The 21,662-nt window shown below is 53.9% G+C and carries 15 protein-coding genes and 1 pseudogene; 11 read left to right on the top strand and 5 right to left on the bottom strand.

Annotation, left to right across the window (positions count from 1 at the left end):
• Nucleotides 1-574 precede the first annotated feature (574 nt).
• Both ACWIUF_RS11685 and ACWIUF_RS11680 read left to right on the top strand, forming a co-directional pair.
• Nucleotides 575-2,347 (top strand): mechanosensitive ion channel family protein, encoded by a 1,773-nt coding sequence (locus ACWIUF_RS11685; protein ID WP_448572544.1) that lies wholly within the window; start codon nt 575-577, stop codon nt 2,345-2,347.
• A 53-nt stretch (nt 2,348-2,400) separates the two neighbouring features.
• Entirely contained in the window at nt 2,401-3,012 is a 612-nt protein-coding gene (locus ACWIUF_RS11680) for a pentapeptide repeat-containing protein (RefSeq protein WP_448572543.1), read from the top strand.
• 34 nt (nt 3,013-3,046) lie between these two features.
• On the opposite strand, the gene ACWIUF_RS11675 is transcribed toward ACWIUF_RS11680, so the two are convergent.
• Nucleotides 3,047-4,723 carry a D-Ala-D-Ala carboxypeptidase family metallohydrolase gene (locus ACWIUF_RS11675; RefSeq protein WP_448572542.1) on the bottom strand — a complete coding sequence of 559 codons (1,677 nt, stop codon included), beginning with the start codon at nt 4,721-4,723 and terminating at the stop codon, nt 3,047-3,049.
• A 777-nt stretch (nt 4,724-5,500) separates the two neighbouring features.
• Between ACWIUF_RS11675 and ACWIUF_RS11670 the strand changes: the two genes are divergently transcribed.
• The 8 genes and pseudogenes from ACWIUF_RS11670 (at nt 5,501) to ACWIUF_RS11635 (ending at nt 16,515) form a co-directional block, all read left to right on the top strand.
• Nucleotides 5,501-6,850 carry an ammonium transporter gene (locus ACWIUF_RS11670; protein WP_448572541.1) on the top strand — a complete coding sequence of 450 codons (1,350 nt, stop codon included), beginning with the start codon at nt 5,501-5,503 and terminating at the stop codon, nt 6,848-6,850.
• A 402-nt stretch (nt 6,851-7,252) separates the two neighbouring features.
• Nucleotides 7,253-8,803, top strand: coding sequence for an ammonium transporter (locus ACWIUF_RS11665; RefSeq protein ID WP_448572540.1), 1,551 nt, complete (start codon nt 7,253-7,255; stop codon nt 8,801-8,803).
• Between the two features lie 406 nt (nt 8,804-9,209).
• On the top strand, nt 9,210-11,036 hold the full coding sequence (locus ACWIUF_RS11660) for a calcium-binding protein (protein ID WP_448572539.1): 1,827 nt from the start codon (nt 9,210-9,212) through the stop codon (nt 11,034-11,036).
• 209 nt (nt 11,037-11,245) lie between these two features.
• Nucleotides 11,246-13,651, top strand: coding sequence for a choice-of-anchor L domain-containing protein (locus ACWIUF_RS11655; protein WP_448572538.1), 2,406 nt, complete (start codon nt 11,246-11,248; stop codon nt 13,649-13,651).
• A 195-nt stretch (nt 13,652-13,846) separates the two neighbouring features.
• Nucleotides 13,847-15,178 carry an efflux RND transporter periplasmic adaptor subunit gene (locus ACWIUF_RS11650; RefSeq protein WP_448572537.1) on the top strand — a complete coding sequence of 444 codons (1,332 nt, stop codon included), beginning with the start codon at nt 13,847-13,849 and terminating at the stop codon, nt 15,176-15,178.
• An 11-nt stretch (nt 15,179-15,189) separates the two neighbouring features.
• Nucleotides 15,190-15,318, top strand: a pseudogene (locus ACWIUF_RS11645) (hypothetical protein); the annotation flags it as partial.
• Entirely contained in the window at nt 15,314-15,529 is a 216-nt protein-coding gene (locus tag ACWIUF_RS11640; protein WP_448572553.1) for a hypothetical protein, read from the top strand. The pseudogene ACWIUF_RS11645 and the gene ACWIUF_RS11640, both read left to right, overlap by 5 nt.
• Before the next feature lie 17 nt (nt 15,530-15,546).
• A complete protein-coding gene (locus ACWIUF_RS11635; protein ID WP_448572536.1) occupies nt 15,547-16,515 on the top strand; it encodes a hypothetical protein in 969 nt (322 codons plus the stop codon).
• Here ACWIUF_RS11635 and ACWIUF_RS11630 read toward each other — a convergent pair.
• On the bottom strand, nt 16,494-16,625 hold the full coding sequence (locus ACWIUF_RS11630) for a hypothetical protein (RefSeq protein ID WP_448572535.1): 132 nt from the start codon (nt 16,623-16,625) through the stop codon (nt 16,494-16,496). The two genes, ACWIUF_RS11635 and ACWIUF_RS11630, sit on opposite strands and share 22 nt — an antisense overlap.
• A 454-nt stretch (nt 16,626-17,079) precedes the next feature.
• Between ACWIUF_RS11630 and ACWIUF_RS11625 the strand changes: the two genes are divergently transcribed.
• Nucleotides 17,080-18,303, top strand: a complete 1,224-nt coding sequence (locus ACWIUF_RS11625) for an ABC transporter permease (protein WP_448572533.1) — start codon at nt 17,080-17,082, stop codon at nt 18,301-18,303.
• Nucleotides 18,304-18,544: 241 nt separating this feature from the next.
• Here ACWIUF_RS11625 and ACWIUF_RS11620 read toward each other — a convergent pair whose 3' ends face one another.
• The 3 genes from ACWIUF_RS11620 to ACWIUF_RS11610 form a co-directional block, all read right to left on the bottom strand.
• Nucleotides 18,545-19,438: a hypothetical protein gene (locus tag ACWIUF_RS11620; RefSeq protein WP_448572532.1), complete on the bottom strand. Its 894-nt coding sequence runs from the start codon at nt 19,436-19,438 to the stop codon at nt 18,545-18,547.
• A gap of 105 nt (nt 19,439-19,543) precedes the next feature.
• Nucleotides 19,544-20,299, bottom strand: coding sequence for a calcium-binding protein (locus ACWIUF_RS11615; protein WP_448572531.1), 756 nt, complete (start codon nt 20,297-20,299; stop codon nt 19,544-19,546).
• Nucleotides 20,300-20,369: 70 nt separating this feature from the next.
• The gene (locus ACWIUF_RS11610) at nt 20,370-21,113 is read right to left on the bottom strand and encodes a hypothetical protein (RefSeq protein WP_448572530.1); all 744 of its coding nucleotides are present in this window, start codon (nt 21,111-21,113) and stop codon (nt 20,370-20,372) included.
• Between the last annotated feature and the right edge of the window lie 549 nt (nt 21,114-21,662).

Genomic DNA, 21,662 nt, shown 5'->3' with positions numbered 1-21,662 from the left:
AAACCTTTCAAGATTAGCGACAATTGCGCACCTCATCTGTAGGGGAAAGACGACGTTGATCTAAGTCATTAGCCGCAGAGTGAGTAGCCGTTGTGGGGTAGGCATCCTACCCGCCTCCCAACTAGCCAGACAGCCGAGACGCTGATTGGCTGACAAAACTCGAACCGCCCCACCCCAACCCCTCTCCCAGAGCGGGCGAGGGGCTTTTGAAGCCAGTTTTGGGAGGGAAGTCCCTTCGCCCCTAGTGGGCGAAGGGACTTAGGGATGAGGGCGCAAGATTTGTCAGTCAACCAGGCCGAGACGACTATCCGAGGTTCAATGGGGGAGCGACTGCTCCTGACTGCTCCCCCATGAGCCGAATCAGCGATATATTTACAGACACCCATCCCGGATTTAGCTTGGTGATCGACTGCAATTGGCAAAGACCTAGCTCGATCGCTCGATAGCGCACCCTTGACCAATAGGTCAAGATTATTGATTCATCGTAAATTCTAAACAGCGAACGTTAACCTTTGTCTAAGGTTGTGTGAGGATTTGGATAAATATGCTTTCAAGCTAACACCGTGCGATCGCTATGCGCCAAGTTCAACGTTTCCTAGGGAGGTCTCTAACCTATCGAGGCTGGCAGCGAGGATTACAACGCTGGTTCCTGGGTGTAGTCATGCTCCCCCTACTTCTCGTCGCCACACCAGGATTGTTGGCCCAAACCCTCGTCCCTGCCTCACCTTCCCCTGCTGTGACCAATCCCGTTGGCAATCAGGTGGATGGCTATCCCGTGGTACTGGAGGAAGAGACTCTCTTCGTGATCAGGGAAGGGATTCCAGGGGTTGTTAACGCGGAAGAGCGGGCCAGGGTGATTGCCCAACGCATTCAAGCGATCGTCGATGATCCGGAGATCACGCCCCAGGATATCCAGGTGGAGGCGGAGGCGGATGTCAGTGTGGTTAAAGCCAAGGATCGGGTGCTGGTGACGGTTCGGGAAAGTGACAGCCATGCCTATGATCGTCCGCGTGATGAACTAGCGGAAGCGGCAGCCGCAAGAATTCGGGCCGCCCTCGAGCAATATCGCAAAAATCGTAGTATCCGCTACCTGCTGCGCGGCATTATAGCGGCGGTGGTCAGCACCCTTCTCTTGTTAGCCTTCCTTAAGCTGCAAAGCCTAATTTTTCCCCGTTTATTCCGTCGCCTTAAATCTGCCTATGACACTGGTTTATTGGGACTACGCTTGGGCAATCGTCACCTGTTAGGAGCTGGTGCGACCCACTATCTCCTGGCTAACTTGCTGCGGGCGATTCGCTGGCTGTTGCTATTGATCAGCCTTTACTTATACATTCCCTTCCTGTTACGGGCATTCCCGACCACGGCCCGTCTAGGGGAACAACTGCTAGCCCAAATTATCTTTCAGGCCAACCAAATGGTGGTGGCCTTCGTAGCCTATCTCCCCAACCTCATCGCGATCGTCATTATTGCCTGCATGACCTACTATGCGATCGGGTTAGTGAAACTCATCATTAGCGAGCTAGGGCGGGATAATACTTTCACCTGGTTTTATCCGGAATGGACTGAACCAACGATACGCTTGGCAATATTTTTGACGATCGCGATCGCCTGCATTATAGCAGGTCCCTACCTGCCCGGATTTGGCTCTCCCGTCTTTCGCGGCCTCTCAATTTTCCTGGGGGTCTTGTTCTCCTTAGGGTCCACCTCGGTCGTTGCCAATGTCATTTCCGGGGTAATTCTGATTTATACCCGTGCGTTTCGGCTAGGGGATCTAATTCAGATTGGTGAAGTCATTGGAGTTGTGATCGAAACATCCCTATTTGTCACCCGGGTTCGGACTCAGAAAAATGTAGTAATTACCTTACCGAACTCCACGGTTCTAAATAGTCATGTTTTGAACTATAGTGTCATGGTTAATGAAGGGCAGGGCTATTTACTGGTACATACCACAATTACCCTCGGTTACGATTTGCCCTGGCGTCAAGTCCATGATGTTCTGATTCAAGTCGCCCTAGCAACCCCCCATATCCTCCATGATCCACAGCCTTTTGTCTTGCAAACATCCCTCAATGATTTTCATATTAGTTATGAATTAAATGCCTATACCGATACCCCAAAGCTGCTCCCGCATCTCTATTCGGAATTACATCAAAATATTCAAGATGCCTGTAACGATAACGGGATTGAGATTTTATCGCCCTCCTACCTCGCAATGCGGGATGGCAATCACTCAACGATCCCGGCCAAGTACCTGCCAAGCGATTATGTAGCTCCCAGCTTCCACGTCCAGACCGCTGGCTCTTTCACGCATGGGGCGGGGAACCCAACCGAGGTAAACCAGCCTTAGATACTGACTGATTAACACGGCACCGATTGACCTGGCTTTGCGATCTACCTGTGATGAAAGCATCCCGACTCCCGATTGGACAACGATCGCCGCGCCAATGGCCAGGCTCCCGATGGCTCCTATCGATGGGGGGAGGAGGGCTACTGGCGGGGTGTCTGGCGGTGTCCAACCCGCCCGCCGTGCGGCAAGCGCCCCTAGCCCAATTACTCACCACCCAACGCTGTGACGCCTGCCAACTGGCGGGGGCCGATCTCCCCGCCGCTCCCCTGACCAGTGCTAGCCTGCGGCGGGCGAACCTCCAGCAGGCCAATCTTCAGCACGCTAGCCTGCGCTTTGCCAACCTCCGTTTTGCTGACCTCCAGGGGGCTAATCTCCAGGGGGCCGATCTCCGCAATGCCGATCTGCGTCACGCTAACCTCACGGGGGCTAATCTCCAGGGGGCCAACCTACACCTAGCGATCCTCAGCAGCGCTACCCTTGCAGCCGCGAACTTAACGGCTGCCAATCTTCAGGATGCGGACTTGTTTGAGGCGGATTTGCGCCAATCCCGTTTGGATCACGCGAATTTGCAACAGGCCGATACCCGTGGGAGCCGTCGCGAGGGGGTTCACCTCTGCCAGACCACCCTAGAGGATGGCACGATCGCGCAGCCCGACTGTCCTTGACCTTTTGGGGAGTTCTCCTCGATGGCTATTTTTCCTAATGGAGCCAGCGGGCGCGGTGGCCACGGGCATCAATGTGACTCAGGGCGGGAAAACTGGAGTAGCGGCCTAGCCCACCGGGCCACCAGGGATCTAAAGCCCAGTACAGTTGGCTACCCGTTAATCCTTCGCAGTAAAAGTCGATTGCATCCCCCACAATATGACGGCTCTGGGAGGCCCCCCCGACCCTGGCATTAATCGCCGGGGGCCGGTACCAACTGGTGACAATAAAAGGACGACCAATGCGATCGCGGGCCTGCTGGGCTAGGGTGGCAATGCGGATAATGGCATCGACGGTGGCCTGATCCGGAGGCATGCGGGTGCCCCCGTGGGTGGCCTCTGACCAGGTAAAACTGCCGTTGGGAATAATCGAGGCCGCAAGCTGGATATTGGTTGGTGTCCAACGGGCTGGACGTTGGGGGAGCGGTGCGGGCTGGGGTGTGGGCATCGCTTCGGGACTGTTACGCGGCGCTTGCGCCATGCGCTTGAGATCGTCCATCAGGGATGCGATCGTCTGCTCCCGTGTGGGTAATCCCCGCCAGAGTTGGACTAAACTGACTAATGCGGCTCGCTGGCTATCGTTGGCTTGGTATTCCGCTGGGACACGGCGCACAAACTCCAATAATTGACGATCGATCTGGGTGGCAACCCCCGCCAGGGTATCGCGATCGGGATTGGGCTGGGCGATGACCTCCGGATTGACGCCCAAGGCCTGGAGGGTCTGGGCACGCGACCCCAGTTGTTGCCAGAGGCGAAACCCTTCCGTCAGGGCTTGTCGTTGGTTACCTTGTCCCTGGTAATGCTGGGGGACACGCTGCACAAAGGCAATGAGCGCCGGATCAATTTCCTGGGGATCGGTTTGGGGGGAGGCATCGGTGGCCAGGGAGGCGATCGCCTCTTCCCGTGAATCCAGTTGTCGCCAGAGCTGGACCAAGCGGATCAATGCCTCGCGATGGTAGGGTAACCCCGTGTAATTGCTCCCAATACGCTGGACAAATTGCAGGAGAGGCGCATCCAGATGCGCCTCATTGGCAACATCCGCCGCCGCTGTACTTTCCGTCGGTGAGAGGGTGATTTCCAGGGCCGCGATCGCCGAATCACGGGTACTGAGGTTACGCCAGATCCGCACCGCTTCCAGCAAAGCCTCACGCTGGTGCGGCAACCCCCGGTAGTGCTGGGGAATGCGATCGACCAAAGCCAAGAGGGCCGTATCCAGATAGGCTAAATTTCCCGGCAGTTTAGCATCGGAAAAATCCAGCGCGAGATCATCGAGATAGGCTTGCCGTAGGGCCTCAAAATTGGTGGTTTCCAACCGGGCAGAAACCGTATCCGATGGCGGTGGCGCAAAGCCCTGGGCGATCGCCCGCAGGAAAGCATCCGTATAGCGCCCCTGCTGGGCATCCCACAGATCGGTACTGTGCCACCCGCGCGACACCAGGTTATCCGTCAGACTACGAATCGTATTGGCGGCAAACTGGACCTGTTCCGGCAGGGTATCGACCTGGCTGAGGGAAATCCGGTTAGCAGGGGAAATCCCCAGACCCCGTTCACCATCGGAGAGACTAGGTTGGCGATGCACAGCGTAAAGCGCTGCCAGGATCGGCTTATGAATACCGACTCGGGCCGCCTCGATTATATAGAGATTATTGCGATACTCGGCTGCTAGTTCTCCCATACCTGTCCCCTCACCCGCGCTCTGATCGTACCCTGAAACTACCCGTTCCGTAAAAAAACGCTGGCAATAGGCAGTTGGCCATGGCTAGCTGCCAACACCCCGCTCGCAAGACCAACGCCCCCACCGGGCAATCCTGAGGATTGTGGCCCTGAGCGCTTAAAAAAACGGCCCCCAACCAGAGTCGAGGGCGGTCTGCTTAAGGAGTGATGAGGTTAAGCTAATACAAATATACTAATAAGATGATCGCCTGTCAACTGGAATCGCGGCAAGGGGAAGGAGCGAGTTCTGGGGGGATAGGGGACCCTGGATCAAAAAGTATTCTGGTATACAGAATTCTCGGTATAAAAATTGGTGCAATCTATCAGAGTATTAGGTCTGCTCAGTGATTCGAGTGATTCTACTGTCGTAAGGTTTAGCTACCGAATAGGGATTCTAGGGTTGAATAAAACAGTTTGGGTAAGAGTGGATGCATCGATTCCATAACAGTTCTAGCTTGACCCCAGAAATACCGGTTCCTTCGGAAATGCGATAGCTTGGCAGGCAGAATCTTGCAGCTATTGCTAAGTTTTGTTTGTTGAGGAATGCCCAATGTTGATGTCAAGAATGACACCAAGGAAGCGATCGAGACGCCGAAATCAGGTGCCGCTATCAGGCTGGCATGAGGGGCTAGGGATATTGACTGATTTTCAGCAAAATCTGCGTTCAATCTTCCCTGGCCAATCCTATGCATGGTTAGCTTGTATCCCGCTTTCTGCGTTGATTGTTGGTCTCTGGAGCGTGGCTGCATCGGCCCAAGAGGAGGCCGCCCTAACCCCAGAGGATGTGCAAGCCGTTCTTGATAATATCTGGGTGCTCGTTGCCGCCATTCTCGTCATTTTTATGAATGCGGGTTTTGGGATGTTGGAGACAGGCTTCTGTCGCCAGAAGAATGCCGTCAATATTCTCTCGAAGAACCTGATTGTTTTTGCCCTAGCAAGTTTGGCATTTTGGGCGATCGGGTTTTCCTTAATGTTTGGTCCCGGTAATGGCTTTATGGGTGGGGGCGGTTGGTTCCTCAGCGGTGGCCCCGAAGCCTATGGCTTGGAAGAGAGCACGCTGACAATACCGGTTTTCTTCCTCTTCCAAGCAGCCTTTGCGGGAACAGCCGCGACGATCGTTTCTGGGGCCGTGGCCGAGCGGATTAAGTTTGTTGACTTCCTGATTTTCAGCCTGCTGCTCACCGGGATTGCCTATCCCATCAGTGGCCACTGGGTCTGGGGGGGCGGTATGCTCTCGGAAATCGGTTTCTTGGGAGGAATTGGCTTTAGCGACTTTGCCGGTTCAACCGTAGTTCACTCAGTCGGTGGCTGGGCCGCCCTAGTTGGTGCTGCCTTCTTAGGTGCCCGTGTCGGTAAGTTCAGTGAAGATGGCCGTCCGCAAGCATTACCCGGTCACAACCTCAGCATTGCCACCTTGGGGTGTCTGATCCTCTGGATTGGCTGGTTTGGCTTTAACCCCGGCTCGGAGTTAGCGGCGAATGAGGCCGTCCCGTATATTGCCGTGACGACGAACTTGGCGGCGGCGGCGGGCGGCGTGGCTGCAACGATTACCTCCTGGACAATGTCAGGGAAACCGGATTTGTCGATGATCATTAACGGCATTCTGGCTGGCCTGGTGGCGATTACCGCCGGTTGTGCAGGTGTGGGCTACTGGGGCGCGGTGATCATTGGTTTGATTGCGGGGGTATTGGTCGTCTTCTCGGTCTACTTCTTCGACAGCATTAAGATTGACGATCCCGTGGGGGCCGTTTCCGTTCACTTGGTGAATGGGGTTTGGGGGACGTTGGCGGTTGGCCTGTTTGACCTGGAAAGTGGTCTGTTTTTCGGTCATGGCATTAACCAACTAATTGCCCAGGTTCTCGGCATTCTCACGGTGGGAGGCTTTACGGTCCTGTTGAGTGTGATTTTCTGGTCGATCATTAAGGCGATTTTTGGCCTACGGGTGACCCCCGAAGAAGAGGTCGAAGGTCTCGATATTGGCGAACACGGGATGGAAGCCTATGCGGGTTTCCTGAAGGAAGCCAATGTGATGCCTGCGGGGACGAGTTTCTCCAACTCGTCGGATGTGTCGGAAGGAGCTAGCCTTTAGTTAACTGGCGCGATCGCCCCGTGCAAATTCGCCCAGTTGGGTTAACTAACCTACCAAATTGTAGCCTTCTTTACCGGGGGAAGTTGGGTCTCATGTACTCAGCTTCCCCTTAAACATTAGGAAACCTCGATCCCTTGAGATGGGCAGCAGAGCCACCTGTCTTAACCCTTGATGATTGCGTGGGCACAGTTGCACAATGGGTATTTTCGAGGTGCCCATTAATCGAAAATCTGGATGGTGTAACAAAAGCACAATCACGACCAGAAATTTTCGGATTTATTTTGCTGATTTGTGCGGTTATACACCTTGTGAACGAGAAGATTGAAAGCATAATCAACTGAAGAGATTCACACTCTAGTTACCCTTTATACTTAGCCCCTTCGTCTTGAGCCTCAAAGCGTCATGATGCCAGCTAACTCAAATCCCGCTCATTCCCATTTGCCCCTCAGTCAGGAGCAATCGGCTGCCGCAAGACGGTTGTCACAGCGCCGATCATCGCGCCATTTGCAATGGCTCTCCGTGGGCTGTGTGGGTCTGCTGTTGTTCTTTTGGAACCTGGCGGCCCTGGCGGAACAGACCCCGCCAAGCGGCGATACTGCTGCCATGTTGACGGAACTCAGGGTGGCGATCGATACCCTGTGGGTGATGTTGGCGGGGATGCTGGTCATCTTTATGAATGCGGGCTTTGCCATGCTAGAGACCGGGTTCTGCCGCCAGAAGAATGCGGTAAATGTGTTGGCGAAGAACCTGATTGTATTTGCCCTGTCAACGATCGCCTTTTGGGTGTGTGGATTTGGCCTGATGTTTAGCGACAGTAATGGTCTGTTGGGCAGTGGGGGCTTTTTCCTGGCGGGGGCGGATAACAGTCCGGCGACGGGGGATGCCTATGAGGGGATTTTTACTTCCCTGGATTGGGCCGGGGTACCGTTATTCGCGAAATTTTTCTTCCAACTGGCTTTTGCCGGAACAGCCGCCACGATCGTCTCTGGGGCAGTGGCGGAACGGATTAAGTTTAAGGTGTTTTTGATTTTCAGTCTCCTGCTGGTGGCGCTCGCCTATCCGATCACGGGACATTGGGTTTGGGGCGGCGGCTGGCTCGCAGGGCTAGGATTTTATGACTTTGCGGGATCAACGGTGGTCCACTCGGTAGGGGGTTGGGCGGCCCTAGTGGGGGCGTTGGCCCTCGGTCCTCGGCTGGGTAAGTATCGCGAGAATGGTCAGCCGAATGCGTTACCGGCCCATAATATGGCGATTTCGACCTTGGGGTGTTTAATCCTTTGGTTGGGCTGGTTTGGCTTTAACCCTGGGTCTACGATGGCGGTCAGTTGGCATATTGCCCATATTGCGGTGACGACGAACACAGCCGCCGCTTTTGGTGGTGTAGCGGCAACCCTCACGGCTTGGGTCGTCTTTGGCAGCCCAGATTTGTCGATGATTATTAATGGCATTTTGGCGGGCTTAGTGGCGATTACGGCGGCCTGTGCTTTTGTGCCAATTTGGGCTGCTGCGTTGATTGGCACAATCGCGGGGGTGCTGGTCGTATTTTCGGTCCTATTTTTCGAGAAGCGTCAGATAGATGATCCCGTTGGCGCCGTGTCAGTTCACATGGTGAATGGGGTCTGGGGCACGATCGCGGTGGGCCTGTTTGCGGTTGGCCCAGGAACAACAGTCGGTACAGATGCACTCTATGCGGCGGGTGAAGGGCCGTTAGCAGGATTACTGATGGGCGGTGGTTTGGAACAGTTAGGGATTCAACTTTTGGGGGTTGTGGCAGTGGCGCTGACGATCACAGCGATCAGTGCGGCGTTCTGGATGCTGTTAAAATTCACCGTTGGTATTCGCGTCTCAACGGAGGAGGAGCTTCAGGGCTTAGATCTCTATGAGCATGGAATTGAAGCCTATTCGGGATTTCTCAAGGAACCTGATACCTTGACCACAGGTGCCCAAAAATAGGCATGATGGGTGACATGAAATAGTCGCCTTGGCGGTTATTGCCTAAAATAGCCGTCTCGAAACCTCTTACCAAGGGGTAGGTGATGGGGTGAAAGGTTTGCAGTTTAATAATAATCGCTTAGAATACACAGCCTACCGTCCGTATTCCGCATACTAATATAAAAATTTTACGTTTGGGAAAATGCGGCTAAACACCGGACATTTCTAAATATTGTGTGTACAATGGTGCCCGACTAAGTCATATCGAGTCTGTCGCGGCGCAGGCTAGGCTATTGGGTCGTCAATCTCAAGGCTTGGTGTTAGGGTAGTGTCCTGCATCGTACTACCCAAGCCGTAAGGCTGGATAGTCACCATAAACCGTCATCCTGCTTGGCGGTACAGGTACCTAGTTTAGAGGTGTGAGAAGATGGCGTTTACGATTACGGGTACACCGGGCAACGATCGCATTCTTGGCACGATCGATTCCGATCGCATTCTGCTTTTGGAAGGTCACGATACGGCCTACGGTGGCGACGGCAACGATAGCATTTCTGGCGATCTGGGCAATGATCTGATCTTTGGGGGTCGCGGCGATGATGTGATCAATGGCGGCCACGGTGAAGATTTTGTGTTTGGCGGCAAAGGTAGCGATACCGTCTATGGCGATGAGGGCAATGATTTCATCCGGGGCGATCTCGATAACGATTTCCTCTATGGCGGTGCCGGCAATGACTACATCTACGGCGGCAAGGGGGATGATAACCTCTACGGCGGCGACGGTAATGACATTCTGTTTGGCGATCGCGGCAATGATGTCCTAACCGGGGGCACAGGTTCCGATATTTTTGTGATCGGGCCGGATACCGATGCGGATGTCATCACCGATTTCCAAAACGGGGTGGATGTCATTGGTTTGATTGGTGGCCTCAACTATGAAAACCTGGATATTTACCAGGAAGGGGTGAATACGATCCTGCGCAATCGCACCACCCAGGCCGTCATCGCCACGCTTCAGGGCGTCAACGCCTCGCTCCTCAGCCCGTCTGATTTCACTACGGTCATTCCTGATCCGCCCACGCCACCGGAATCCGTGACCGGTACCAGCACCAATTCCGTCCCCAACGCTGGGGTGATCGAGTTTGAAGGGGCGGTCTTTAGCTCGATCGAAGGCAATCCCAGTGCACCGGGGTTTCCTGGCGAGGGGCCACCCTATCCGCTGACGATGGCCAGTGTGACCGTCACCCGGCGGGAAAGTTTTGTGGGTGATGTCAGTGTGACGGTCTATCCCCAAACGGGAACCTCACCGAATGCGGCGCTCGCGGGCGTGGATTTTATTGCCCAGCCCATTGTCTTTACTTGGCAGGATGGCCAAGGCGGACCGTTGACGCGATCGTTCCCGATCATTGCCGACAATATTTTTGAATCTCCCTCCGTCGGCGAAATCTTTAATGAAGATGGGGACGTCGGCATTATCATTGCCCAAAATGGCAACATCGGGGAGAATGTATTGCTCACAATGGGGCCACCCACGGGTGGAGCCGTCCTCGGTCCCCAACGCGAAGCTCGTTTAATTATTCTGGATGATGATGCTGACCTCAACAATGGTCTGGGCAACTTGATTCAAGGCACGAATGGCGATGATGTTCTCACAGGTACAGCCAGGGATGATACCTTAATTGGGTTTGCGGGCAGCGATATTATTGATGGTGGTGCTGGCAGTGACCTGATTATTGGTGGATTAGGCAGTGATATTCTCACCGGTGGGCGGCCACAAACAGACTACTTCCAGTATAATTCACCAAACGAGGGAACCGATGTCATCACAGATTTTGGCCGATTAGTGTTTGATGCGGTGATCAATCAAGCAGTTCAGCAAGCCGATAAATTTAGAATATCGGCAGCAGGGTTTGGTCTGTCACCCGTTGACCCAGTTAGGGTTATTAACGTCCCATCCACTGTTGTTGTCGGTCCTGCTCCCTCTAGCTCTGGCCCAACATTTATCTTCAATCCTTCTGAGTCAGAAGAGTCATTTAATGGGACAACTTTTGCCCCGCGTCTCTTAACCTTTGATCCGGATGGTACTGTTGGCCCTGCTCAACCGATTCCACTCGCATTTTTGCCAAGTTTCAGCATTGCGATAACCGACATTATTGTTACCGATGGTGGGACTGGGCCGGATCAAGTCCAACAGATCCTCATTGACGTAAATGGCAGTGCGGTTGAATTAACGCCAGCCGATTTCATCGTTTTCTAATTAAAGGCTTTGGTCTGCTATTGCCTCTTTCTTTCTCTAATCTCTTTTACAAAGTCAAGGGATTTCAGAGAGTGACAATAGCGTTCTAAGCTATTATTTCCAAAGTCCCTTGAACACCTATTTCAAGGTAGGAACTCCTGTATTCGCGATTTTTGTCTTTCTCTCCCCCCATTTTATTTCCCTGCTATCTCGACACGAGGAATGAGATCATGACACCTGTCAATTTTGCTGAAACTCTCGTTTTTGTGGATGGCTCTGTCACAAATTACCAGAGTCTCATGGAGGGGGTTCTGCCAGGGGTGCAGGTCGTTGTCTTGGAGCCAGGGCAGGACGGGGTTGAACAGATTACGACGGTTCTTCAATCCGCAACGAATGTCGGCAGTATCCACATTGTGTCGCATGGCGATCCGGGTACACTCTATTTGGGATCAACCTGCCTAACTCTGGATAAGCTGGGCAGTTATATGACCCAAATCCAACAATGGTCAGAGGCGCTGGTAGGGGGGACTAACCTCGTCCTGTATGGTTGTCGCGTGGCAGCAGAAACGACGGGCAAACAGTTTATTCGGGCTTTACGGCAGATAGTTGGGCTTCCCATCACTGCCTCTGAAAGCTTGACAGGGGCAGCCACATTGGGTGGGAATTGGAATCTGGAGTTTACCACAGATGGAATTCCCGTGATCCCGGTGTTCCAACCCTCGGCTCTGGCTGCTTATCCTGGCATTTTGGCCTATACCTCAACTAATTTAAATACCCTGACGGCTCAGGACCTTGTTAATGCCTTACTCGGATCAGGAATTCAAATTACTGAGGCACAAATTCTGCAAGGGGCTAATGCGGCTGGGGGGCTATTTGAGTTTGTGGGTGAAGACTCCCCGATCGGCATTCAATCTGGTGTTATCTTGGCAAGCGGCAATATTGCTGATGCCGCCGGGCCGAATAGCAGTTCGGCAACTAGCACCAACTTTAATTTAGATGGTAATGCTGAATTATCAGATCTAGCCAACAATGAAACCTTTGATGCAATTGTTCTGGAAGTCAAGTTTATTCCAGAGACCGATCGTATTGGCTTAACATTTGTATTTGCATCTGAAGAATATAACGAATTTGTAGATGCAGGCGTAAATGATATTTTTGCATTTTTCTTGAATGGAGTTAACATTGCTAATTTACCTGGAGTGGGCACAATCATTCCGGTAACGATTGACAATGTCAACTTGCAGCAAAACTCTTCATTCTATATCAATAATGATCCTTTTGATGGCGGCCTCTCCTCTGCACCTTTTAATATTGAATATGATGGCTTTACTCGAAAACTGGCAATTCAGGCAGATGTCGTCCCAGGAGAAGAAAATACAATTAGATTTGCTATTTCCGACGCTGGAGATGCCATCCTAGACACGGCTGTTTTTCTTGAGTCAGGCAGTTTTGTTGCGATTCCAAAGACAGGGGTTTTGATTACCCCAACGTCTGGATTAGTGACGACCGAGTCTGGAGGAACTGCTAGCTTTAGTGCGGTGTTGATTTACCCTCCCACCGCCAACGTTCAATTCAACCTAAGTAGTTCTGATCCCACGGAAGGTGTCGCTTCACCAACAACCCTGACCTTTACCCCTACTAACTGGAACGTACCTCAAACCGTAACGGTCACTGGTGTTCCGGATGGTATTCCCGATGGTGATGTCTTTTATACCATTCTGACGGGCAACACAATTAGTGATGATCCCTTCTATCAAGATAAAAATCCGGCAGATGTCAGTGTGGTAAACCGGGATATTGATGGTGGTCCCTCTCTGGCCCCGTCGCCGATCCCCGTGCCGCCACTGATTAATATTCCGGGTGTGCCCGTGCCCGGTATTCCCGTCCCGCCCCTGATTCTCTTCCCACCCAACGTGACAATTCCTGGCGTAATTGTGCCGCCGAGCGGTGCTTCTGAGTTAATCAATGGGACTGAACAGGCCGATCTCCTGCGGGGGGGTGATGGCAACGATACCATTAACGGCTTTGGCGGCAACGATACTCTGCTTGGCAACCGGGGCAGCGATATCCTCAACGGGGGGGAAGGTGACGACCTGATTCGCGGGGGCAAAGACAATGACGTGATTTCCGGCGGGAATGGTAACGACTTCCTCTATGGCGATCGCGGCAATGACCTGGTGAATGGCGATAATGGCGATGACCTGATCTACGGCGGCAAAGATAACGACACCCTCTTCGGTGGGGCCGGTAACGACACCCTCTTTGGTGACCTGGATAGTGATAGCCTCAACGGCGGGGATGGCAACGACACCCTGATCGGGGCGGGCCTACGCGGAACTCCCCCCGGAGCCAGCGAACGGGATACCCTGACGGGCGGAGCCGGGTCCGATCTGTTTGTCCTGGGCGACAGTACCCAGCTTTACTACCGCGATGGCCTCAATGGGTTTGCCCTCATTACTGACTTCAGTAACCTTGACGATCGCATCCAACTGAAGGCTGGGATTGATTATCAAATTACTAGTGCGCCAGGGGGCCTGCCCAGTGGTGCCGCGATTTTTGCCGGGCCGGATTTGATCGCGATCGTGGCGAATGTGACACCGAGTCCAGCACTGGAAGCCCGGTTTAATTTGGTGTGACGCCCCCCAGCGGCCCAGAAGCACCCCAGCAGCCCAGAGCACACGGAGCGGCTACGCAACGGCGGACTTTGTAACAAAATGTTTAAGATAGAAGCAGGGGACGATCGTCTTCTGAACCGTTAGGGGGGCTTTCCCGTCAAAACGGCGAGGGAGTCGGCGATAAACCGATCCCGTTTCTGCAATCTGGCTTCGTCTATGGCACTGGCATTCCTGGGTAAATCAAAAAACGCCCCGCCTTGGGGGGCCGCGATCGCTGCCACGCTTTTGCTGGTAACCACCACAGCAGTCGGTGTGGGCGTTTGGCAGCGGACCCGTCCCCAGGAAACCCTCACGAATCTAACGGTCCCCGTAACCGCTGAAGACTTGACCCTACGGATTACCGCCAGCGGCACGATCGTCCCCATTCAAACCGTCAACCTCAGCCCCAAGACAGCCGGACGGTTAGTCGAACTCTATGTGGAGCAGGGCGATCGGGTCCAGCAGGGCCAAGTGATCGCCCGCATGAGCAACGACGATCTTCAGGCCCAACGCTTGCAAGCCGAAGCCAACCTCAAACGTGCCCAGGCCAACTTGGCCGAACTGCGAGCCGGTAGCCGCACCGAGGAAATTGCCCAAGCCCGTGCCAATCTGGAGCGCACCCAAGCGCAAGTCAAGGCTGCCCAAGCCCGATTAGATTTAGCTACGGAGCGGGTCGATCGTAATCAGAATTTGTTCAATGATGGCGCGATCGCCCGCGATCGCCTGGATGAAGTCATCAGCGAAGCCGACAGTGCCCGTGCCAACCTCGCCCAGGCCCAGGCCCAGGTCCGGGAAGCCCAACAGCGCCTCACCCAGTTGCAAAATGGCACCCGCTCGGAACAGATCGCCCAGGGGGTTGCCCAGGTGCGGGAAGCCGAAGGACGCTTAAAGGCCGTCACGGTTCAGTTGGATGACACGATCATTCGCGCCCCCTTTGCCGGGATTATCACCCAACGCTACGCCGAACCCGGGTCCTTCGTCACCCCCACCACCTCCGCCTCAACCACCGCCTCCGCCACTTCCACCTCGATCGTTGCCCTCGCCAATGGCCTGGAAGTCCTCGCCAAGGTGCCGGAAGTGGATATTGGCCAAATCCGACTCAACCAGACGGTGGAAATTATTGCCGATGCCTATCCCGATCGCACGTTCCAGGGCCGGGTACGCTTGATTGCCCCGGAGGCGATCGTGGAGCAGAATGTGACCTCATTCCAGGTGCGCATTGTGTTGGACAGTGGCCGGGATGTGCTGCGATCGGGGATGAATGTGGATATCACCTTCCTGGGGGATCAGGTGCGGGATGCGCTGGTGGTGCCCACGGTGGCGATCGTCACCCGCGAAGGGCAAACCGGAGTTCTGGTACTTGACGCCAAGGATAAACCCAAGTTTGTGCCGGTGACGATCGGGCCAACGATCGGGAATCAAACACAAATCCTATCGGGCGTTCAGGCGGGCGATCGTATTTTTGTGGATTTACCCGATGAGTTTAAACGTCAGGAATCACAAGATTAAAGCCTGAAAGTATGCAAACCCGCGCATACCCATCCGTCAATCCCGAACTGTTTGCAGAAGTCGTGCAGCGAATGCAATTAGTCGGTAATCCGCTCAAAATCGTCCTCTTCGGTTCTCAGGCTAGGGGAGAGGCCCATGTCAATAGTGATTTGGATCTACTCGTCGTTGAAGAATCTGACCGACCCCGTTACCAACGCGCCCCGTTACTACCTAGCCCTAGCAGGCATATTCCCCGCCAAAGACATTACCGTTTGGACTCCGGCTGAAATTCAGGAATGGGCCGCAGTCCCCCATGCTTTTGTGACGATCGCGTTACGCGAAGGGATAGTTTTATATAAAAAGTCACCTTGATCTGCTACAGGAACCCAATGCCGCAACGAAGTGACCAAGATAGCCCCTGGAAAATCATTCTGGAGCAGTATTTCCCCGACTGCCTCAGCTTCTTTTTTTCGAATATTTATCATGCGATCGATTGGACCCGACCCTACGAATTTCTCGATAAGGAATTGCAACAGGTCGTGCGCGATGCCTCCTTGGGCCGCCGGTTTGCCGACAAATTGGTAAAAGTTTGGCTACTGGATGGGCAAGAACTCTGGATTTTGCTCCACCTGGAAGTTCAGGGCCGCAAGGACACCCATTTCGCCGAGCGCATGTACCAGTATCACTACCGGATTCGAGATCGCTACGATCGCCCCGTCGTCAGCCTTGCCATCCTCTGCGATACCAGCCCCACCTGGCGACCCACCACCTATGAGTACAACACCCTGGGCTGTCAGGTATCCTTCCAATTCCTCAGCGTGAAGTTGCTAGACTACAAACAGCAGTGGGAACACCTGGAAGCCAGCGATAATCCCTTTGCCACAGTGGTGATGGCCCACCTACAGGCCCAGGCCACCCGGCACCGACCAGAGGATCGCAAGGTCCAGAAGTTCCAGCTAATCCGACGATTGTATGAAAAAGGTTACCAGCGCCAGGACATCATCAACCTGTTTGTATTTATTGACTGGGTGATGACACTCTCTGGAGAATTAGAGCAAGCTTTTTGGCAAGAACTTCAGCAATACGAGGAGGCACGACGTATGCCCTACATCAGCAGTGTGGAGCGCATTGGCATTGAAAAAGGACTCGAACAAGGACTCGAACAAGGACTTGAACAAGGACTCAAACAAGGACGCCAGGAAATTCTTGTGGCTTTTCTGGAAGCGCGGTTTGGCAGGCTCGATCGCGCCTTACAGGATCTCATCCCCCACCTATTGCAACTGCCCGATCGCGAGGTCACGCAGTTAATTCTGCAATTGTCGAAAGAAGAGTTAGTTCAGCGTTTTAGCCAAGGTTGAGTGGGTTCGTCTGCTGCTTGTTGGTCTAGGGCTAAAAAGAGGGCTTCGGCATTCAAGATGAGGTCTTCATCGGCTAAGGTTGGGAAGTCAAAGTTGACGACTCGCGGCAAAATTGCTAGCGCAATCTCCTGTTGCTCGGTATCAGGTAGCCGATCGCAGTGGTTAGGAAAATTAGATGAAGTGCATTGAAAACCCGATCATGAACTTGACCATCGACCTGGAATAAGAAGAAGACGGTCGCTGGATTGCTGAAGTTGTAGATCTACCCGGTGTCCTCATCTATGCACCAACGCCGGAAGCCGCCACTACTCAAGTCCAAGCCTTAGCCTTACGGGTCTTAGCCGATCGCCTGGAACGGGGCGAAGCTGGCCCGGAATTAATCCATATCTCGTTTGCCGCAGCATGAGCCAGGGGCGATCGACTCAAGCCAAGCGCGTCCTGATCGCCTTAATTCGGAACTACGCACAAAAAGTCGAGCGATCGCACAGCCACCCCGTTAATTTTGTCATTATCAAAGGAAGACTTACTTGCACACCTTACCGCCACACCCCCTGGGGAACGACTATGAACCTTGCAGATAGTGCCAAAATGGCCACCGCGACCCTAGTCACCAATCGCCTGCGCAGTCTGCTAACGATGTTGGGCATCATTATTGGCAACGCCTCCGTGATTGCAATGGTGGGGATTGGCCAGGGGGCACAACGGTTGGCGGCGGAGCAGTTTGAATCCCTGGGGCCGAATGTGCTGTTTGTGGTGCCCGGTAGTCGGGGGACCCGGCGGACAACGACAACTTTACCCAATACGTTAGTGCTGGAAGATGCGACCGCGATCGCAGCCCAAGTGCCCACCGTGCTGGCCGTGGCTCCCCAGTTAAACGGTCGCTACCTGATCACCTACCGTAATCGCAATACCTTTACCCAAGTGCAAGGGGTTACCCCAGAATTCTTGGTAGTGCGTAGTTTTGATGTGGCCCAGGGCCGCTTTTTAACCGATGCCGATCTGGAGCGCAATAACCGGGTGGCCGTTTTGGGGCCTGACTTAGCGCGGCGGTTATTTGATCAGAAAAATCCGATCGGTCGGCAGGTGCGCATTAACAATGTCAGTTTTGATGTCATTGGCATCACTGAACCCAAGGGCAGTTTTCTCGGCACCAATCAGGATGATGCGGTCTATATTCCCCTCACCACAATGGCCAATCGCATTGCCGGACGCACATCTCCCTATGGCACCCAGATTTCATTTATCTCCGTTGCCGCCCGCGATCGCGACAGTATTCGCGCGGCCCAATTTCAAATTACCAACCTGCTACGCCTGCGCCACCAAATTACCAAGGGGAAGGATGATGATTTCGGGGTTGAGTCCCAACGGGATGCCCTGCGGACGGTAAACACGGTGACCAATGGGTTAACGATTCTCCTCGCAGCAACTTCTGCCATCTCTCTGGTGGTGGGCGGCATTGGCATTATGAACATCATGCTGGTGTCAGTGACAGAACGGACCCAGGAGATTGGCCTGCGCAAGGCGATCGGCGCTTCGGAGCACGATATCCTCACCCAGTTCATGATTGAAGCAGTGATCCTGGCGGTGGCGGGTGGTTTGGTGGGTACCTTGGTGGGAGCGAGTGGGGTGATTTTGATTGGGATGGTTTCCCCCTTGCAGACGAGTGTTTCCCCGATCGCGGTGGCAGTCGCGGTGAGCGTTTCGGGGGGGATTGGCCTCTTTTTTGGGGTGATTCCGGCACGGCGGGCGGCGCAGTTAGATCCGATCGTGGCGCTGCGGAGTGTTTAGATTTTAGATTTTGGGCGATTGCATCTTTAGTGGACTGGCGGGATGAGTTTAAATGCTGATTGGCTGGCCAAACACTCGAACTGCCCTCTCCCCAACGCCTCTCCCAGAGCGGACGAGGGGCTTCGGACTCCAATTTTGGGGTTGAAGTCCCTTCGCCCCTAGTGGGAGAAGGGATTTAGGGATGAGGGGAAAAGATTTGTCAGTTAACCAAGTCAAGCACTCAAGTACTTGCCGTTGGGGATCAACTAATACTATTGATCCTGAATGTTGCATTGAACCCTGGCACAATACCCGCTGGGTCGAAAAATCCATTTAAGGTTATCCCTGTACTCAGGCCAGGACCGGTAGGGCCAACTGGACCTTGGGGACCTGTCAGACCTTGGGGACCCGTCGGACCGGGGGGGCCTTCTCCAGTAGGGCCAGCCGGACCAGTAGGGCCAGCCGGTCCGGGAGGGCCAGCCGGTCCGGGAATTCCTTCTCCCGTGGGGCCGATCGGACCTTGAATGCCTTGAGGCCCAGTCGGCCCGATCGGTCCCCTCGGCCCTTGCGGTCCTTCTGGCCCAGATGGTCCCACTTCTCCCCCAACCTCAGGAGGACTGGCGACCTCGTTAAATCTAAACTGCCAGGGTTCCCCTGGTAGCAAGAAGTGTTCGATCGTCAGATCCAGGGAACCAGCCTCTGGATCGAGCAACATGGCCAGAAAATTACCCGTGCTGGTATCCTTCAGGGCGGTGAAGCCATCCCCCCGCACGATTTCCACCTGGTTAATCTCAATCTCTTTCGGCAATGCGATTTGATCTTGCGTAGGATTGAAGTCAATGATCACGTCAACTTCTGCCAGGTTGGGGCTACCTTTGGTATTAGGATCAGGGCCTTCCCCGATCGCGAAGAGGATCGCGAAGAGATCACGGCCCATCCCGCCCACAAAAGTATCCGCCCCCAGCCCACCGATGAGAATATCATCGCCATCGCCCCCCTCTAGCCGATCGGGGCCAGCCCCACCAATCAGAATATCGTTGCCGGATAGGCCCTGGATCAGGAAAGCGGGGGCAATATTAAAATTGCCAATCCCAAAATTGCTTAACACATCGCCAGGGAAGATGTCACTTCCCTCCGTGCCTCGAAATTCAATCATCCTTACCTCACTTTAGTACTATATGCAGATGCATAAAGGCATCCTCGGGAACCGGGAGTATGCTTCCTGGCTCCCAGGAAGCATACTTAGGACTCAGTACAAGCCTCACTTTCTACAAGAGGGCGGGGGTGCCGGTGGGCCTTCCGCCCCCGGTGGGCCTTGCGGGCCTTGCGGGCCTTGCGGGCCTTGGGGTCCCGGCGGACCTTGGGGTCCCGGCGGACCTTCCGCACCCGGCGGACCTTCAGGACCTAGCAAGCCGATCGGACCCGTTGGGCCTTCGGGACCCGGCGGACCCGGCGGGCCTTCGGGACCCGTTGGTCCCCCGACGGCCTCTGCCCTAAAGGTAAACACCGGGTTAGCCGCTGGATTGACAAAATCACTAGCCCCCAGGTTGATACTACCCCGGAGTACCGCCAGGAAGTTACCCGAAGCGCGATCGCGAATGACGGTATTGCCATCAATCTGCTCAATATCAACGGCACTAAAATCAATGCCTTCGGGCAACACAATCTGATCTTCACCGGGGGTAAAGTCCCCAATGAAATCGGCGGCATCCGCCGTTGGTGCGCCAACGGTACCCGGCTCATTGCCTTCCCCAATGACAAACAGATCGCGGCCAAAACTGCCTTCAAAGAAGTCCGCACCCGGCCCGCCAATCAGCAGATCATCACCAAAGCCACCATTGAGGGAATCGCTCCCTTCCCCCCCCATCAGAATATCGCCGCCCCCGTCGCCAAACAGGCTATCGTTACCGACTCCACCCACCAGTTGATCCGGCCCTGGCCCGCCAACAGCCACCAGCGAGAGTGCCCCGAACAGGGCATTACTGCCGTCTGTTCCAATAAAGTCAACAGTTACCATTACTTGCGTTGCTCCCACATAGGAAAATCCCGATCCGCATTAAGAAGACGTCCTTCTATATGTCCGATGACTAGCGATAGTAGTACCCGTACCCGTGATAGATCCCTTCATCAGAGGTACCGGCAGGACCTTGGGGACCGGCAGGACCTTGGGGACCGGTGGGGCCTTGAGGGCCGATCGGACCGATGGGACCGCTAGGACCCGTGGGGCCAAAGGGACCGGTAGGACCGGTGGGACCAATTTCACCTTGAGGACCGGTGGGGCCGGTGGGACCCGCAATGCCTTCAGCCCTAAAGGTAAAGACTTCATCCGGGGCTAAGAAATCATTCGCACCGAGCGGAACCTCGCCCTGGAGAACCACCAGAAAATTACCGGAGGCGCGATCGCGAATGGCCGTATTACCATTGTCGAGTTGCACAATGTCAACCGCATCAAAATCTAACCCCTCCGGCAAAACAATCCGATCTTCGCCAGGGGTAAAGTCCCCAATGAAATCCGCCGTGTCTGCCGTGGGGGAACCAACCGTACCAGGTTCACTGCCCTCACCAACGACAAACAGATCGCGACCAAAACCACCTTCAAAGAAGTTGGCACCCGGCCCGCCAATCAGCAAATCATCGCCAAAGCCACCATAGAGGAAGTCATTGTCTTCCCCACCGATCAGAATATCGTTGCCCCCGTCACCAAACAGGCTATCGCTACCTAATCCACCCGCTAGCTGATCCGGGGCTGGACCGCCCACCGCATTATCGTTAAAGGACGTACCGAAAAACACATCCGTGCCTTCAGTGCCGATGAAATTAACCGTTAGCATGATTCTCTTAGCTCCAAAGCATTTACGGCGATCGCTGATCGCAAAAACCAAAGTCAAATACCTGAGTTGATCGATCGGCATTGATGCAGAACTGCCACCTCTAAATCCCAAGACATATTCAGGCTAGAAAATGTGCAATTAATACAAAATGCAATCAATACAAAATCTGCATTGTTAATCCAACAATACAGCGACTTGACCAAATAGAAAAATTGACCTATTCAATTCTCCCAAGTTAGGAAGAAATACAGCATTTCTCAAGCTATTGAAAGACATCAGAGTGCGATAGACAGGATGCTTACGCACCTTGCCTGTCCTTCACTAAGGTGAAAAAGGCTATTATTCAAAATTAGGTGAGAATTGAAAAACAGATGTGCTAATTAGCTACCATCATCAAACATGATTTACTCCAGAAGTGTTGAATCCAGATATAAAACTTTACACTTGAGGGTGCGAGAGTCATACAAGCGTTTCTGGAAGCAAATCGTAGCTCCAATGGACGAGCGAACAGCGACGGCTGAGTTCTAGTTGCAAATAGCGAAACTTGTC

It is taken from the genome of Trichothermofontia sp., assembly GCF_053493415.1.
The sequence above is the reverse complement of the archived record's forward strand: the minus strand, read 5'-3'. Positions and strand labels throughout refer to the sequence as shown.